The organism is Marinobacterium marisflavi, from assembly GCF_982447095.1.
Map to the genome: position 1 here is coordinate 2,381,825 of NZ_OZ457898.1, position 15,195 is coordinate 2,397,019.

A 15,195-nucleotide genomic window follows, 5' to 3' on the forward strand; every position below is an offset into this window, starting at 1 on the left:
ACTCGGCCTCAAACTACTCACTAATTTTCCAGTTGATCGCTTACTTTGCGGTCTATGGTTCGAACAACACGTATGCCCTGCTCATCCGGTATTTCATTGAATCCCAACACCACAAGCCCAGGTACACGGTGCTTCACAAATTTAGCCAACCAGGGGCGCACGGTCGGCGACACAATTAGCACTGGCTGAATTCCCTCTTCTACCAACTGCTCACTGCTGGCATAGAGGTTTGTTAACAGTTGCTCAGCTAAGGTTGGTTCAATGTTGTCGCCACCCATACCGCCCTGCTGCAGAACAGTGTGCAGTAGTTGTTCTAGGTCTGGTGCGAGCGTCATCACCGAAAGATCCTCACCAATATCTGCCAGCGACTGCACAATCATGCGACCTAAACTGGGGCGCACGGCAGCGGTAAGATCCTCGGCATTTTGGGTACTATCAGCGCAGTTCGACAGCACCTCGACAATGCCTTTAATGTTACGGATGGGCACCCCCTCCTCTAGGAGGTTCTGCAGTACCGCGGCAAAAACACCGAGCGAAATTTTCTTCGGCACCAGACTTTCGACTAACTTAGGCGCGCTGGCGGCCAACTGATCCAGCAACTGCTGCGCCTCATCATGACCGATGAGGTCGCTTGCATTCTCTTGAAGGATTTTATTTAAATGCGTAGCCAGTGCAGTGGAGGCGTCCACGACTGTATAACCTAGCGTCTGTGCGTACTCGCGCTGATCTGGGGTAATCCAAATTGCTTCCAAACCAAACGCTGGATCACGAGTCTCAATCCCGTTCAGCGCCCCATGGGTAACGCCCGGGTTGATCGCCAGCTCGCGCCCCGGCATCAACTCGGCCTGACCGCGCGTCACGCCGTTGATGTTGATTCGATACTGATTCGGGGAAAGGTCCAAATTGTCGCGGATATGAACAGTTTGAATCAGGAAACCAAGCTGGTGTGACAGCTTTTTGCGCACCCCTTTGATCCGCTGCATTAGATCGCCACCCTGGGCCTTATCAATCAGCGGAATCAAGCCATAACCCACCTCCAGGCCAATCACATCAACTTTAGGCACATCATCCCACGACAGCTCGACCATTTCTGCACTTTGCTCTTGCGCCTCGTCGGCCTCCTCTTGCGCCTCCTCCAACTGGTCACGCCGATAGGCGAGGTAACATAAGCCGGCCGCTAGCGCTGCCATCGACAGGAAGATCAGATTCGGCATGCCCGGAATAACACCGATGATCAGCAGAATACCAGCGGTCAATGCAAGCGGCTGGAAGCTTCCCATCTGCGTTTTTATTTGGCTATGCATGGTGGTGTCTGCTGAGACACGAGTCACGATTATCGCCGTGGCAGTTGCCAAGAGGAGTGACGGGATCTGGGCCACTAGACCATCACCAATTGTCAGTAGTGCGTAGGTCTGGGCTGCATCGCTGAGGCTCATGCCGTGGAATGCCATCCCAATAATCAATCCACCCACGATATTAATCACTAGAATAATGATACCGGCGATCACATCACCTTTGACGAATTTGCTGGCACCATCCATCGAACCGTAAAATTCTGACTCTGCAGCCACCTCAGCACGGCGAGCTTTAGCCTCCTCTTTGGTAAGGATACCTGCATTAAGATCTGCATCGATCGCCATCTGTTTTCCGGGCATCGCATCCAAGGTAAATCGTGCTGTCACTTCCGAGACACGCCCGGCACCCTTGGTAACCACTACGAAGTTAATGATCATCAAAATTGAAAAGACGATGATACCAATCAGGTAGTTACCAGCGATGATGAACTGGCCAAAGGCTTCAATCACGCTGCCCGCAGCATTACTCCCGGTGTGCCCTTCAACCAACACTACACGGGTTGATGCAACGTTAAGCGCCAAACGCAACAGCGTGGCAAAGAGCAGCACTGTAGGAAATGAAGAGAAGTCGAGTGGTTTCAGTGCGCTGATACAGATCATTACAATGATCAACGAGAGCGCGATATTCGCTGTGAAAAAGATGTCTAGCAGAATGGCGGGTAACGGAATTACCATCATAATGATGATGCAGAAGAGCACCGCTGGGATCGCCAAAGAGGCGCCCCCAAAGGCCGCCATGTGACGCCAAATATTTGACAGCTGTGATGTCAGCGCATCGACCATTATTCTGGTTCCAATCCGCTTGTAAAGCGGCTAAAACTGATAAAAAAGCCTATAAACAACTGATTTTATTATGAATAATAGGCCACTCTGCAATCCGTCTCTTTTGCCTCAATTTTCACTAAAGTCACTAAAAATCGGACGCAATTGAAGAATTGCAAGCACCATGCCAGATCTGCGTTGGTCCCAAAGAATAAAGCACTAAAGTTCTTCAGATGCCTGCCGATAACCAATGTATAGAAGCGGAAGCGTTGTAAACCTGGCGAGTTGAGCTTGGCCAACACATTTTTGGAGATTGTCTTGATGAAACATCTACTAATTCTGAGTCTCTGCCTAGGGGCGCTGGGCGGTTGTAATCATCTGCAACCTCAACAAACAGTGGCAAATAGTATGCAAGTTGAAGTTGCCCAGGAGGCGCTCCCGCTTTATGAAACGCGTGTACTAACCAGTAGCGGTTACGCCAACATCAGCGCTCAACTCTCAGACAACCCTTCGCAACGCCGCCTGATGGCAATCCGCGCCTCGAAGATCGATGCCTACCGCAACCTCACTGAACAGGTGTATGGTCAAAATATTAACGCTACCACAACACTGCAAGAGGCGGTCACTAGTCACGATGCCATCCGTGCCCAGGTAGAGGGTCTGGTCTATGGCGCTCGACTCGTCAGCATCACACCGATCGGTAGCGACAGCTATGAGACGCGGCTAGAGATTGAGCAGAGTGCAGTAGATGAAATCCGTCAGCGTTATCTGTTCATAAACTAATCGGCTACCGAGACACGCTATGGCAACTTTCCACGCTCACCTGTCGCCCAAACTCCTAATCCAGACACTAACGCTGGCGGTGACCCTAAATGCTGGGCCGACACTACTGAGCGCACCGATCACAGCGACAGGCGCTGCTACCGTTGATGATGTGGAATCCGACCTTGAGGTGCGCAAAGCGCGCCAGCGTGCGATTGCCGATGGTTTGCGTCAGATTGCGATAAGCCAACCTACGCGGGTCAGCAGCACATCGTTTGTCGCAAACAACTTGCAGCTACACGAGAGCACACACCTCGCCAGTGATTTCAGACTTGCAGGACTTGAAATAACTAGCGAGACCCTACTCGGTGGTGTCTATCAGGTAAGACTCAAAGCGCAGGTAACCGACTCGAACTCCGGCCAAGACTGTGAGCGTTCAGCCAGTGGAGTGCAGCAGCTAGTTAGGTTGCAGATTGAACCTTCCAGCATATTTCTCGATATCGATGCCAACAGCATGCTCTTAGCAGCTAGCAACGACCTGCAGCAGCGTCTGCATCTGAAGGGATATTTGGTAAGCGAAACAGTTGCACTCGGACCGCCCCAAACTCGATCCACTTACAGCGCTAGTTATATGCCATCGCGTAGCGAGCAGGATGAGTTAGTGATTGCTTTGACCCTGCAGGCAAATCGGCAACAGGCATTAGCTCGAACCGTGAGGACACTTGATCTGATTCACTCGATCAATGCTGCCGGAGTGCTGCCCATCAAACTTGATAGCGCTCGACCGAAAGTCCCTGCAGAGTACTCACTAGAGGTCAAACTTCCTACGGGCAAGTCGCTGATTTCACCTCAGTATAGCGCTTCGGATTTGCAGCCTGGTTTGACGCTGTGGCTTGATAAGCAGGTGCCAGCGGTTAGTCGGGCTTTGGATTGTCAGCCACTCGCGCTGACCACTCGAGAGCTTAATGATGGGAGTCTAAGATTGGCAGCGGGCAGTGTCCAAGGGGTCGTTAAAGGCCAGCGGTTGTTGTTGCTTGATCAGAGTGGCCATTTAAGTTATGGCCTAGATGATATGAGCCAGGCGCATTTTGGCCTCTACGAAGTGGCGAGTTTGGGTCGCAACCACGCGCGGCTTGAGTTGATGCCCGGATCGGCTAAAACGAGCAACCCGGGCCCTAAAATCGTAATACCTTTTTAAACGGAGTACAGCGATGAAGATCAAACAACTAGGAGCGGCAGCCTCAATGACACTCGTGTTAGCCACCAGCCCCTTAGTCGCAGCTCCGTTGATGGGGCCAAACGACCCACTGGGCGTTTTAACGAGCGATTTTGATCAGACTCAACGAATGATGAAACGCGAACCGGCTGAACTTTCACCCGGAAGCGAATACACCCTATTAGAGAGTGACACCCTGCGCACGCTAGCTAAGCGTAGCTACGGTAACACGCCCTTAAACCAAGAGATCATTCGTAAGTTGATATACGACCTCAACCGCAAGGCTTTCTTTCGCAACAATCCAGACTTCCCTATTACTGGAAAAGTAATCCGCATCCCTAATCTTAACGACGTGCGAGACTACGTATTCACCTATGAAGCCGGCACCAAATACCCATACGACTCCCCTAATAGCTGGATCTCCTATCCCTGAAGGAGAATCAGCACTACTCAAAGCCAGGTAGCGGTTTGATCCCGAAAAGGGACTCAGGTAATGGATCGCCCTGCGGTAGATCTTTTTTGGGCTCATCGAGTTTTTCAGGCTGGGAATCCGCCATAACGCTGCGATCTACAATCACCACCTTGGCCGGATCATGTGGCAGTTCGGGGACAGACCTTGCGGCTACCGGTTTTTCCGTCGGAGTTTGCTTTGGCACAGGCTTTGGTGCAGGTTTTGGTGCAGGTTTTGGTTGCAATTTCGGCACAGGTTTGGGTGTCGGCTTGAGCTCTGAGTCAAGTTTTGGCTTGGTACCGGGCTTAGCCTCAGGTTGTTTCTGCGCGGCTTCCGCTGGCGCAGATACCGTATCAACAGCTCTACCTGAATCTGGCTCTACCATCTCACTCGTTTGCCCAACTGGAGACTGCACAGGTCGATCAGCTGAGCGTTTTAATGAAAGGTTGTAAACCTCGGCCAGCGAGATGCGCGGCGCATCTGGAGCTCGCAAAGGCACCGTAGAAGTCACCTCTGCAGCAACCGCTTCGCTCACTAAGTTACTTGGCTGTCCAACTAAGTTCTCCATACTAGGAGTCTTCGCTATATCGCTAGCAAGCACCGCTGGATCCCGGGGACCTGGCTCTGGGCTCTCTGGCGTCGCTGGCGGCTCTACCAATTCAGCCGGAGCTTCAGACTCTATCGGCGGCTCGGGCTCTTCTAGTTCAGGCGGTAAATCAATCGATTCTGCTAATCCGGGCTCAACTTCAAGCGGCTCTACAGTCTCGAACTGACCTAGGGAGAGCTCACCGAGGCGGATTTCGACCGTCGAACTTCTCGAAGGCTCTTCTTCACCCTCCTGCTCTGTACTCGCCGCAGGAGGGGACTCACTGGCCAAGGCCATGTTTAATTCAGCGGTTGTTTCGCTGATCGCCTCAGACTGTTCACTCTCGCTCAGCTCAGGCGCTCTGTCAGTCGCGGCTTGGGTCGTAGGCGTGGGTTCAGCAACGGTAGCTGCTAGCTCAGCAGCTGGCTCAGTTATTGCCTCAGCTACTATTCGAGCAGCAGATTCCGAAGTTGGTTCCGGAATAGGTTCCGGAATAGGTTCAGGAATAGGTTCCGGAATAGGTTCAGGAATAGGTTCAGAAGTTGGTTCAGGTACTGGTACTGGTACCGGTTCAGCTACTGCTTCGGTCCGAGCCACCTCTAGAGCGATTGGCGCCTCCTCAACGACTTGCACATCTACCTCGGACTGGGTCAAAACCAACTCAGCAGCAGTTGATGGACCCACTAAATCTGCCACCGGCGTCGGCCCTATTATCGAACCAACTGCCTCAATTACAGGCACTAGGACTGTTCCCAGCGAACTGCCAGCAAAAGCATCATATTGTGCATCAACAAAACGTTCTCCTGCAGAGGCCAGGGCCCGTGCAGGGTCGTAGAGGGGATCACTGAAATCAAGCGGCGCAGGCGCCGGCCCTCTAACCAGAAAACCGGTTAGCAAGACTAGGGCCGCAGCGGTCTGAACCAGGATTAACTTAAATAACGCGGTCATAGCCTAATCTTAAATAGGTTCTCTAACAGGGGAAACCTAGCACCGGCTTACACTCTGCTTCGCTCTCATCCGCCGACTCTCCATTTTGGGGGTCCCCCTTGCCAACAGAGGGAGTCGGGGAAGGTGCAGCCGGTTGAGCATTACGTTGCTTCTGCAGGTTAATTAGTGAATCCACTTTTTTGGTTAAACCCGAATCTTGGAGCTGGTTGATTACCACACGCAGCTCTGCCAATTCATCACCTGCCGCTGCAAAACGTACTTCGCTCGCTTTTACCCGATCATCTAACGTCTGAGTCTGCTTGGCCAACTTATCAAACTTCAGCTCGACCCGATTGGCAATTCGTTCTATCTGGTCGCCAGCGCGTTTTATACCAGCCTCTTCACGCCCTTTCGCATTTTTCTCAAATTGACTCATGGTTGCCAGAGCAGTCTCAACTTGCTTATTCAACTCAGAATTGACCTTAGTCAGTTGATCTAATGACTTGCGCAGGTTCTCAACGCGTTTAATATCGGCGTCGAGTTGCACAATTCGTTTACCCACCGTCAGCATAATCTCATCAGCCTGCAGGGCACTCTGAGTGAACCGCTCCATCAGGACGCCACTCACCGAAACGGCGACCAGCATAAAGACCAAGAAACACCAGAACATGATGTATTGGCGTTTCTGCACCCGCCCCATCGTCTCGTTGAAGGCAGCGACGCTATTAATCACCAACTCGGAAGAAGCGTTGGCATTGCGCGCTGCTTCGTGTGCGGTCTCGGCTGAGTCGATTACGATCTCAGTGAGCACCTCCACTGTGCTCGGTCCACCCTCTTGAAGATCCTCAGATTCAGCAGGCGCTGCGTCATCCAACGACTCAAGAGCTAAAGCATCGCGCTCGTCAGACTGGTCTTCAGCGCTGTCCAATTGCTCAATTTCAGCCGGATCTTGCTGTGGTTGTACAGCCGCCTCCGCTTGCTGCTGTTCTTCGGTCGACTGGTCGACCTTATTATTCTCGTCACTCATAGTCTTTACCTACTTCAACGCCTTACGCGCCTCGTTCAGTCTCTCGGTCTCGGCCCGAATATTCTTCACTTCTGACTTAACCTGACCGATACGCCCCGCCAACTCTTCGGATAATTGAGTTGCATCGTGCAAGGCTTTTGTTCGACGGAGATCGCCAGCCAGTGTCTGCATCTCGGACTTCAAACCCCTGAGCTCAGCTTCAGCGAAGCTATAGGCCCCTCCGGCTGATGAGGAAACCTCCCCCTCTTTGAAGCGCAGGTGGCTATTGATACCTTCATTATCAAGATCGCCATCGAGCACGATATCCGTCCCCGCGCTCTCTGGGTCGGCATCAAACTTTAAATCCGATGCCTCTCTCTGTTTATCGCCTGATTCGCCAGCAAAGTTTATATCAGACACCCCGCCTTGCGACTGACCTTCAAAGGCAATATCAGAGTTAGCGTGGCGACTCTCATCCTGGGTGAGGATGGTTTCACCGATCGGCCCTTCAATTGGCTCACCGGTCTCTGCGTTGATTGCTAAACGACGCCGACCGGAGTGATCAATCGCCGTCTCTTTCGGATCCGAGATTACACGCCGAAACTGTTTATCGTCTCTATCCTTGTCGCTCATAACACTCTCCCAAACTCTAGATCGCCGCGCCATCAGCGGCTGGCTTTCCTTCACTATCAAACTGGTAATCCACCGGAACATCAATATCTGGCATCTGCGGCGCACTACGCGCGCTGTATTGGCTGTCATTCATCGCAAAGACATAGCTCAACACCTGCGCCACGGCGAGATAGAGTGGTTCCGGTATCTCCTGCTCAAGCTCAGTGGTGTAGTAGATCGCCCTTGCCAAAACGGGAATGCGAACGATCTCAATCCGATTTTCCGTCGCTACCTCACGAATCCGCTGACTCATATGTTCAACCCCTTTCGCCACCAATACCGGTGCGCCCTCGGAGTCTTGGTTATAGGCCAGAGCCACAGCGTAGTGCTGCGGGTTAACAATAACCACATCCGCCTCGGGTACAGCATCAATCATCCGTTGCGACGCGAGCTCACGCTGTTTCTGTCGAATCGCCGCCTTCACCTCAGGGCGACCTTCAACCTCTTTAAACTCATCCTTGACCTCCTGCAGCGTCATCTTCAGCTTCTTGGAGTGCTGATAGAGCTGAAACGGCACATCAATAAATGCGATGACCAGCAGTGACAAGCACATGTAGAACGCGCTCCAACTGAGAATGGAGCCTGCCTCCACAAAAGCCGCATTGCCGCCTACCCGACCCAAGTGCAAAAACGAATCCGAGAACCACAGTAGTACCAGATAGGCTACCGTCGCGACCAACCCAAACTTGGCAATGGCTTTAAGCAACTCCACCAGCGCCTGTACCCCAAACATCCGGCTGAATCCTTTTGCCAAACTAAGTCGGTTTAGTTTTGGTAGGGCTGACTTACCGGAAAACACCCAGCCACCCAGTACCGCCGGTGTCGCTAAACTAATCACAAAGGTCACCAGCAGTAGCGGCGTGATAACCAATAGCGCATCGCTTGCGAAAGTCCCGAAACTGAGCTGCATGCTGCTGACATCAAAAATCTGCGCCCGTTCAATACTCAGTCCCCGTTTTAGCATTTCACTTAGCCCGATAACCAAGTCATCACCGATGAAAAGCATAAGACTGGCTGAAGCGATCATAATCATCGCCATAGCTAACTCTTTCGAGCGGGCAACATCCCCATCTTCGCGAGCTTTCTCTAAGCGCCTTGCGGTGGGGAGTTCCGTCTTTTCCTGTGCGCTATCTTCAGCCATTACTCAACACCCATGTAAGTCTGTAACTGTTGGTAACTCTCGACCCAAATTTGCTCCATACCACTGGTCATTGACGGTATCAGAATCACCAGTGTTACAAAGCCAACCAGCATCGCAGCGGGAAAACCAACCGCAAAGATATTTAGCGTAGGCGCTGCACGCGCCACCACACCCATAGCCATATTGGTTACCAGCAGCGTTATCATCACTGGCAATGCAATCATCATCCCGCCAGCAAAAATGATACCGGACCACTGAATGAAGTCGTTCACCATCGCTTGGTCGAAGCGTACGCCATCAATGGGCATCAGACGGAAGCTATCTAGCAGCATCTCGATCAAGACTAGATGTGCGCCTAGCGTCAAAAACAGTAGGGAGGCGAGGATCACAAGCAGTTGTGATAACACTGGCGTTTGATGACCGTTGTTGGGGTCCGACATCATTGCAAAACTGAGTCCCATAGAGATCGCGATAAAGTCGCCTGCAGCGCTAATTGCTCCAAAGGAGATCTGGAGGATCAATCCCATCAGTATCCCTAGCGCGATCTGTTGCAGTAGCAGAACCAAACCTAGGCCGCTGAGTACATCGATGATAGGCCAGTCATAGAGTGGATAGACCACAAAGGTCAGCGCTGCGACTAGCGCTAACCGAAAGCGTAGATTAACTGAGCGAGCGGAGAAGATCGGAGCGACCAAGAGCGCTGCACTGATGCGAGTGAATGGCCACAGCAGTGTGTAGAAAGCGCCGAGGATGTCGTTCATCACCGCAAACATGGCTAACCTCCTAGCAACAGCAGGATTCGCTCATATTGGCGGGCGGTGAAGTCAGTCAGAACCGCCAGTTGCCAACTGCCAAAGAAGTAGATCGCGATTGCTAGCGCAGCGAGTTTAGGAATAAAACTAAGAGTCATCTCATTGATTGAGGTTGCTGCCTGAATAATACCGATGAAAAGACCTACGACCAGCGCTGAGATAAGCAGGGGACTAGAAATCATCGCAACCACCCACAAGGTTTCGCGGCCAATATCGAGAACATCACCCTGTGTCATTCGAACTCTCCTTTAGGTCGCCGGATAGAAGCTGCCGGCGAGCGTTCCCAACGTCAACTGCCAGCCATCAACTAGCACAAACAGCATTAATTTAAAGGGCAGTGAAATCATCATGGGTGAGAGCATCATCATACCCATCGACATCAGTACACTGGCAACCACTAGATCTATCACGACAAACGGAATAAAGATCATAAACCCGATCTGAAATGCGGTTTTCAACTCGCTTGTGATAAACGCAGGAATCAGCACACGCAGCGGGATTTGATCACTGTCCTCGATCAGTAGCTCACCGGCTAAATTGGCAAACAGTTCAACATCGGACTCGCGCGTTTGAACTAACATAAACTCGCGCATGGGCACGACCGCTTTCTCTAGGGCTGCAACCGGCGCAAGATCACCCGCCAAGTAGGGCTGTAAAGCATCATCATTTACGCGTTCAAACACCGGGGCCATAACAAAGTAAGTCAAAAAGAGCGCAAGTCCCAGTAACACCTGGTTAGGCGGGGTCTGCATTGTGCCCAGTGCCTGGCGCAGGATAGAGAGCACAATAATAATGCGAGCAAAAGAGGTAGTAGCAAGGAGCACCGCTGGCAACAGCGTCAGCAGCGTCATCAACGCCAGAATCTGTAGGGTTAGACTATAGGTCTGCCCTCCATCGGCGCTATTCTCCACCACGACACCAGGGAGAAATGCGGTCTCAGCCGATACCGGCGTGGTGCTTGCAAAAAGAACGATTAGCGTAAGATAGATAAAGCGCATTGTTCTATCCCTGACCACGCGATTTGGGGAGCTGACCCAGCGAACTGAGCAGACGAGCGCGAAATGAAATCGCTTCCCGAGTCGGCACAGAGGCCTCAGCCGCTTCTGATACTGGGTCGGCCTCGATTTCTGTCAATAGATTAATATTTTGTGCCGTCACCCCTAACACCAGCCGCCGCCCAGAAACATCTGCGATGACAATACGCTCACGTGTCCCCACTGAAGCCGCCTCTATAACTTGAATCGTGCGCCCATCAAAGATATTGCGCTTGTTCTGTAGCGCTTTTACACCCCAAAGCACCAGCCCCAAAACGGTGAAGGTGATCAGCAAACCGAGCAGCGGTTGAAGTAAAGAGGTGGAGCTATCCATAGCCGGTTCCTAGATTTTGCGCAGTCGTTCGGCGGCATCAAGAACTTGCGTCAAACGAACCCCGTAGCGCTCGTTAACGACCACCACTTCGCCGCGGGCAATGACTGTGTTATTGACCAGAATATCGATCGACTCACCGGCGACCCGGTCCAACTCTATGACGCTCCCTTCGCTGAGTTTCAGCAGATCGCGGATCTGCATACCGGTACGACCCACCTCTACGGAGAGTGTTACCGGGATATTTTGCAGAACATCCAGATCCATCTCATCTTCGAGCGTTGCCAATGTGGGTTCAGCGCTGTCCTCGAACGGCGGGTTTTGTGAATCCTGCGGATTCTCAACCGCTTCGCTTTCTAGCTCGTTACTCATTAGATCTCTTCCTCTTTTTTTAGGCCCAGCAGTCGGATCGCCGCATGCCCGTTAACGGAGCCGTAGATCCCTTCATAGGTTGGAACACCCGCCACCTGCACGACCACTGTTTCGGGCATTTTAATTGGAATCACATCCCCTACCTTTAACTGCATTAGGTCGTAGAGCGAAATGCGCGGATAAGCCAGGTCGCACTTTATGTCCATCTCCACACCCTTAATACAAGAGCGCATTTGGCGTTTCCACTCACGGTCACGCTCATCGGCGTAATCGGCCTGAACCTGGTTTTTAAGGAGGTGGCGAATTGGCTTCATCGCCCCAAACGGGTAGACCAACTGAATCCGTCCACTGATATCGTTGGCCATCTCGATTTCGTACTCACTGACGACCACTAGGTCGTTGTCATCCACGATCTGAGCAAACTGGGGGTTGATCTCGTCGCTGAGATGCTCAAATTCGAGCTGATAGACAGGCTTCCACGAAGCCTCCAGATCATTGATAACGCCTGTAATGATCATCTGAATCACACGATGTTCGGTCGGCGTAAACTCGCGCATGCCTTCAATCGATGTGCGCGATTTACCGCCACCACCAAAGAAACGATCTAGCGCATTAAAGATGATGCGAGGGTCGACACAGAATAGAGCATTACCGCGCAGACCGTTGAGTTTGGTAATGCTCAAAGAGACCGGCAGCTCCAACTTTCTTCGATACTCAGCAAAGGTCTCAACCCGCAGCTCGAACACCTTAATTTTCGGCTGGTAGTGCAACATGCTCGCTAGCGTTACGCGGAACAGTCGCGAGAAACGATCTGAAATCATATCCAGTGCACCGAGATGAGCGACGAGTGCACTATCCTCTGCAGCGAGGTCATAGTTGACGGCATCAGGAGCAGAGCGGTAGATACCTGGGGTGCTAAAACCCGAACTATCACCGCCGGCACTGGTTACCAGCGCATCGATCTCCTCTTGCGATAACAACTGTGACGTAGTTGAGCTCATACCGACCTACTGTATTACAAACTCAGTGAAGTAGACCTCTTCAATGCCACCAAAGTCCTCAAACTTCATCAACACTTTATTTAGAGCATCACGGATTCGGAGGCGTAACCCGTCCATCCCGTCAACACTCTGATAGGTCTCAATTGGCTCTAGTGACACGAGGCTAATGACTGCCGAGCGCAACGCTGTCTCGTGCTTATCTACGTTTGAGAGCACCCGCTCGTCGTAGAAGGTCATAATAGAGAGCGAGAACTGAACATACTTCTTACTATTTGGTACGTTCACAGTGAATTTGGCTTTGAAGTCCTGGTAGGACTGCTCAAATTTCTGCGGATCTGGATACTCTTTGACCTGCTTCTCGGGGCCGATATCGGCAATGGGCTCACCGTTCTCATCGAGCATGGTGTTCTCGAGCTCTTCGATCACCTCGGTCGAGGTTTGCTCTTTTTCTACATCAAAGAAACCGGTCAGATAGAGGGTTGCACCCACACTGACAGCGATGACGATGATCAAACCAAAAACGATGGCTAGTATCTTAAAGATACCTCCGCCTCTCTTTTTGCCACCCTCTTCCTGGGTATCGTCTGTCTTATCTTCTTCTGCCATCTCGGCGTTCCTCGTTACCAGTGTCCAATATGTAAATCAGCTTTATCCTAGGCGAAAGTATCGAGTTCACCATCGTGACTGCCGCCAACATGGCCACCCGCTTTCAGTTCAGTGCCATGCGCATCGCCCAGCTCGTTACTGCCACTATCGCTAGCGGCGCCATTCTGAGCAAATTGTGAACCACTCTGTTGGCCAGCACTCTCCTGCTGTACGCTGGAGTTAGCCAACTGAATGCCTTGCTCCTGCAGACTGTCACGCAGGCGCGGCAGACCTGCTTCGAGCAACTCTTTAACCGCTGAGCTCTGAGATGTCATAACCAATTGCAGCTCGCTATTCTCCATCGACATACGAATACGGACAGTGCCCAAACGCGCAGGGTAAAGCTCCATCTCCGTATCCCATTTACCGGACTCAACCATCTGCAATACCCGCTCACCCATCGCCCGCTGCAGACGCTCTTGGTTCTGAACGGTATTAAAGTTCTCTGCCAGCGGTTGTTCAGTCACGCGATGAAGCTGAGCATTGGCGTGCTGACTCGTATCTAGAGCGGTCAGTTGCACGGCTGCTCCCGAAAAGGGAGTTGTCGTGACTGGACGCTCGGTCAGTTGAACCTGTCCCGCACGCGTCATCGGTGCAGTGAGTTGACCCTCTGACTGCAACTTTGCTTGTACCAATTGCTGCGCGCCCAGTGCCCGACTGGTGAGGAAACTATCGGCTGTCACAGCCGTAGCTGACTTTGACACCGCTTCGCCGGCTACGCTCAGCTCCGCTTTAACTCTCAGACGCCCCTGCATCTGCTGCAATATCTGTCCAATATCAGCACGTGCGGCATTCTCTGTGTTCACTGCAGCAGCTACGCTAGCTTGTACTTTGCTCAAGGTTTGCTGAGTCGCCGCTTTAGCGAGTACAAGAAGATCCTCATCGACTAAAACCTTTTGCCCATCCGATCCGGCTATCACCTGCCGCGCAACCGATTCAGCACTGCCAAAGCGCTGAGCAACCTGCAGCAGCTGTGTATCTGTAATTGTAGGTTTTGCCGTGCCCTGTGGCATTACAAGAGAGCTTGTGTTCTCTGCAGGCACAGTAAGCTGCTGCGCCAGCGGCACAGCCGACTGAAGACCGGTCGCGTTTTGAATACTTTTAATCAGCTTAACAATCGCCGTCTGCGCATCTGAGTCAGCCATCTGCGGTGGTAACGCCTGACCCTCAGTACTGGCCAATGCCAGTTGCTGCATGACCTCAACCAACTGCTCAGCACTGAGCTCTTTCAGCTCCGGAAAGGTATCTAACAGTCCTGCTGCCATCTTTTGCCCCTGAGGCGGCAAATTTTTGACACCCTCCAGAAGCAGCTTGGACTCGTCACCCTGGGCTGTTCCAGCCAATAATGACTTAAATGCCTGAACCGGCGAATTTTCGCTAAGTAATTGATTTTTAGAACCTTTAATATCTGTCGCTGCAGTTTTATCCAGCGAGATTCCAAAAAAGTTGAGGCTCGAATTGTTCACAGGCATACCACCTTAGTAAATCGCTATTCGTTCTGTTGTCACTAACGATGCAATTAGCTTGCCAACAGGCTGTTTCAACCCCAATATATTCTGCAAAATTCTTTGTAAGTTATTGAATAATAATACATAAAAAACGATATATAAAAATCGTGATGTGCATCAAATCAGATTAAACGGCAGAGAGGAAAAAGCAGACAGAAGATAATTTATCATCATTATGTCGATAAATTGGCCATATATTGCCGCCTGGCCATCTCGTCCAGCTCCTTCGCCTCGGCAACTTGCCGCAACCGCCGCTGCGATTGTACGGCGTTGTCCTGCAATTTCTCGACCGCACGCAGCTTTGCACTGCACTCGATCAGATATCTCTCGTTCTGTTGCAGCACGAAACTGAGCTGCACTAGCAGTTGCTCCTGCTGGGCCGCCGACTCAGCTAGCTGTTTAATCGCCGCACGGGTGCGAATAATCGTTGCGATCGGAGCGCCCTCAGCTTCAAGTTGGCTCAGGCTAAGCTTATATTCACTAAGGAAGGAGAGAACCTGGTTGAGCGACGCGAGTGTTTTCTCTTCACCTAGCCTGGTCTCCTGTACCCGAATTTTCGCCTCTTCCTGCTCCCGCAGACGCAGGTCGTACACAACTTGCCAGTTAGTACTCAT

Annotated in this window: 17 protein-coding genes; 3 read left to right on the plus strand and 14 right to left on the minus strand. The window is 51.8% G+C overall.

The window, feature by feature from the left end; translation table 11 throughout:
- Nucleotides 1–20: 20 nt before the first annotated feature.
- On the minus strand, nucleotides 21–2,138 hold the full coding sequence (flhA, locus tag AC1WNR_RS11700; RefSeq protein WP_481644671.1) for a flagellar biosynthesis protein FlhA: 2,118 nt from the start codon (nucleotides 2,136–2,138) through the stop codon (nucleotides 21–23).
- A gap of 300 nt (nucleotides 2,139–2,438) precedes the next feature.
- Here flhA and AC1WNR_RS11705 point away from each other — a divergent pair, with 300 nt between their 5' ends.
- The 3 genes from AC1WNR_RS11705 to AC1WNR_RS11715 are packed head-to-tail and all read left to right on the plus strand — an operon-like array spanning nucleotide 2,439 to nucleotide 4,528.
- Nucleotides 2,439–2,900 carry an LPP20 family lipoprotein gene (locus tag AC1WNR_RS11705; RefSeq protein WP_481644672.1) on the plus strand — a complete coding sequence of 154 codons (462 nt, stop codon included), beginning with the start codon at nucleotides 2,439–2,441 and terminating at the stop codon, nucleotides 2,898–2,900.
- 19 nt (nucleotides 2,901–2,919) lie between these two features.
- Nucleotides 2,920–4,077, plus strand: a complete 1,158-nt coding sequence (locus AC1WNR_RS11710; protein WP_481644673.1) for a hypothetical protein — start codon at nucleotides 2,920–2,922, stop codon at nucleotides 4,075–4,077.
- A 13-nt stretch (nucleotides 4,078–4,090) separates the two neighbouring features.
- Entirely contained in the window at nucleotides 4,091–4,528 is a 438-nt protein-coding gene (locus tag AC1WNR_RS11715; protein WP_481644674.1) for a LysM peptidoglycan-binding domain-containing protein, read from the plus strand.
- Between the two features lie 13 nt (nucleotides 4,529–4,541).
- Here AC1WNR_RS11715 and AC1WNR_RS11720 read toward each other — a convergent pair whose 3' ends face one another.
- The 13 genes from AC1WNR_RS11720 to AC1WNR_RS11780 form a co-directional block, all read right to left on the minus strand.
- On the minus strand, nucleotides 4,542–6,080 hold the full coding sequence (locus tag AC1WNR_RS11720) for a hypothetical protein (protein WP_481644675.1): 1,539 nt from the start codon (nucleotides 6,078–6,080) through the stop codon (nucleotides 4,542–4,544).
- A 22-nt stretch (nucleotides 6,081–6,102) separates the two neighbouring features.
- Nucleotides 6,103–7,086 carry a hypothetical protein gene (locus tag AC1WNR_RS11725; RefSeq protein ID WP_481644676.1) on the minus strand — a complete coding sequence of 328 codons (984 nt, stop codon included), beginning with the start codon at nucleotides 7,084–7,086 and terminating at the stop codon, nucleotides 6,103–6,105.
- Between the two features lie 9 nt (nucleotides 7,087–7,095).
- Nucleotides 7,096–7,698: a hypothetical protein gene (locus tag AC1WNR_RS11730; protein ID WP_481644677.1), complete on the minus strand. Its 603-nt coding sequence runs from the start codon at nucleotides 7,696–7,698 to the stop codon at nucleotides 7,096–7,098.
- Nucleotides 7,699–7,714: 16 nt separating this feature from the next.
- Nucleotides 7,715–8,878, minus strand: a complete 1,164-nt coding sequence (flhB, locus tag AC1WNR_RS11735) for a flagellar biosynthesis protein FlhB (RefSeq protein WP_481644678.1) — start codon at nucleotides 8,876–8,878, stop codon at nucleotides 7,715–7,717.
- Nucleotides 8,878–9,651: a flagellar biosynthetic protein FliR gene (gene fliR / locus AC1WNR_RS11740; RefSeq protein ID WP_481644679.1), complete on the minus strand. Its 774-nt coding sequence runs from the start codon at nucleotides 9,649–9,651 to the stop codon at nucleotides 8,878–8,880. The genes flhB and fliR overlap by 1 nt, the downstream gene beginning before the upstream one ends.
- Before the next feature lie 2 nt (nucleotides 9,652–9,653).
- A complete protein-coding gene (fliQ, locus tag AC1WNR_RS11745) occupies nucleotides 9,654–9,926 on the minus strand; it encodes a flagellar biosynthesis protein FliQ (RefSeq protein ID WP_481644680.1) in 273 nt (90 codons plus the stop codon).
- 12 nt (nucleotides 9,927–9,938) lie between these two features.
- Nucleotides 9,939–10,688 (minus strand): flagellar type III secretion system pore protein FliP, encoded by a 750-nt coding sequence (gene fliP / locus AC1WNR_RS11750; protein ID WP_481644681.1) that lies wholly within the window; start codon nucleotides 10,686–10,688, stop codon nucleotides 9,939–9,941.
- A gap of 4 nt (nucleotides 10,689–10,692) precedes the next feature.
- A complete protein-coding gene (gene fliO / locus AC1WNR_RS11755; protein ID WP_481644682.1) occupies nucleotides 10,693–11,058 on the minus strand; it encodes a flagellar biosynthetic protein FliO in 366 nt (121 codons plus the stop codon).
- Nucleotides 11,059–11,067: 9 nt separating this feature from the next.
- Nucleotides 11,068–11,427, minus strand: coding sequence for a flagellar motor switch protein FliN (gene fliN / locus AC1WNR_RS11760; protein ID WP_481644683.1), 360 nt, complete (start codon nucleotides 11,425–11,427; stop codon nucleotides 11,068–11,070).
- Nucleotides 11,427–12,428: a flagellar motor switch protein FliM gene (gene fliM / locus AC1WNR_RS11765; protein WP_481644684.1), complete on the minus strand. Its 1,002-nt coding sequence runs from the start codon at nucleotides 12,426–12,428 to the stop codon at nucleotides 11,427–11,429. Before fliM ends, fliN begins: the two co-directional genes overlap by 1 nt.
- A gap of 6 nt (nucleotides 12,429–12,434) precedes the next feature.
- Nucleotides 12,435–13,034, minus strand: coding sequence for a flagellar basal body-associated FliL family protein (locus tag AC1WNR_RS11770; protein WP_481644685.1), 600 nt, complete (start codon nucleotides 13,032–13,034; stop codon nucleotides 12,435–12,437).
- 47 nt (nucleotides 13,035–13,081) lie between these two features.
- Nucleotides 13,082–14,539, minus strand: coding sequence for a flagellar hook-length control protein FliK (locus AC1WNR_RS11775; RefSeq protein WP_481644686.1), 1,458 nt, complete (start codon nucleotides 14,537–14,539; stop codon nucleotides 13,082–13,084).
- A 215-nt stretch (nucleotides 14,540–14,754) separates the two neighbouring features.
- Nucleotides 14,755–15,195, minus strand: a complete 441-nt coding sequence (locus AC1WNR_RS11780; RefSeq protein ID WP_481644687.1) for a flagellar export protein FliJ — start codon at nucleotides 15,193–15,195, stop codon at nucleotides 14,755–14,757.

Excerpts from the sequence above, each read along its gene's own strand:
- fliN (WP_481644683.1), bottom strand. The coding sequence starts at position 11,427 with ATGAGTAACGAGCTAGAAAGCGAAGCGGTTGAGAATCCGCAGGATTCA.
- flhB (WP_481644678.1), bottom strand. The coding sequence starts at position 8,878 with ATGGCTGAAGATAGCGCACAGGAAAAGACGGAACTCCCCACCGCAAGG.
- fliM (WP_481644684.1), bottom strand. The coding sequence starts at position 12,428 with ATGAGCTCAACTACGTCACAGTTGTTATCGCAAGAGGAGATCGATGCG.
- AC1WNR_RS11770 (WP_481644685.1), bottom strand. The coding sequence starts at position 13,034 with ATGGCAGAAGAAGATAAGACAGACGATACCCAGGAAGAGGGTGGCAAA.
- fliR (WP_481644679.1), bottom strand. The coding sequence starts at position 9,651 with ATGTTTGCGGTGATGAACGACATCCTCGGCGCTTTCTACACACTGCTG.
- flhA (WP_481644671.1), bottom strand. The coding sequence starts at position 2,138 with ATGGTCGATGCGCTGACATCACAGCTGTCAAATATTTGGCGTCACATG.
- AC1WNR_RS11730 (WP_481644677.1), bottom strand. The coding sequence starts at position 7,698 with ATGAGCGACAAGGATAGAGACGATAAACAGTTTCGGCGTGTAATCTCG.
- AC1WNR_RS11705 (WP_481644672.1), top strand. The coding sequence starts at position 2,439 with ATGAAACATCTACTAATTCTGAGTCTCTGCCTAGGGGCGCTGGGCGGT.
- fliQ (WP_481644680.1), bottom strand. The coding sequence starts at position 9,926 with ATGACACAGGGTGATGTTCTCGATATTGGCCGCGAAACCTTGTGGGTG.
- fliP (WP_481644681.1), bottom strand. The coding sequence starts at position 10,688 with ATGCGCTTTATCTATCTTACGCTAATCGTTCTTTTTGCAAGCACCACG.
- AC1WNR_RS11720 (WP_481644675.1), bottom strand. The coding sequence starts at position 6,080 with ATGACCGCGTTATTTAAGTTAATCCTGGTTCAGACCGCTGCGGCCCTA.
- AC1WNR_RS11725 (WP_481644676.1), bottom strand. The coding sequence starts at position 7,086 with ATGAGTGACGAGAATAATAAGGTCGACCAGTCGACCGAAGAACAGCAG.
- AC1WNR_RS11715 (WP_481644674.1), top strand. The coding sequence starts at position 4,091 with ATGAAGATCAAACAACTAGGAGCGGCAGCCTCAATGACACTCGTGTTA.
- fliO (WP_481644682.1), bottom strand. The coding sequence starts at position 11,058 with ATGGATAGCTCCACCTCTTTACTTCAACCGCTGCTCGGTTTGCTGATC.
- AC1WNR_RS11780 (WP_481644687.1), bottom strand. The coding sequence starts at position 15,195 with ATGAGTACTAACTGGCAAGTTGTGTACGACCTGCGTCTGCGGGAGCAG.
- AC1WNR_RS11710 (WP_481644673.1), top strand. The coding sequence starts at position 2,920 with ATGGCAACTTTCCACGCTCACCTGTCGCCCAAACTCCTAATCCAGACA.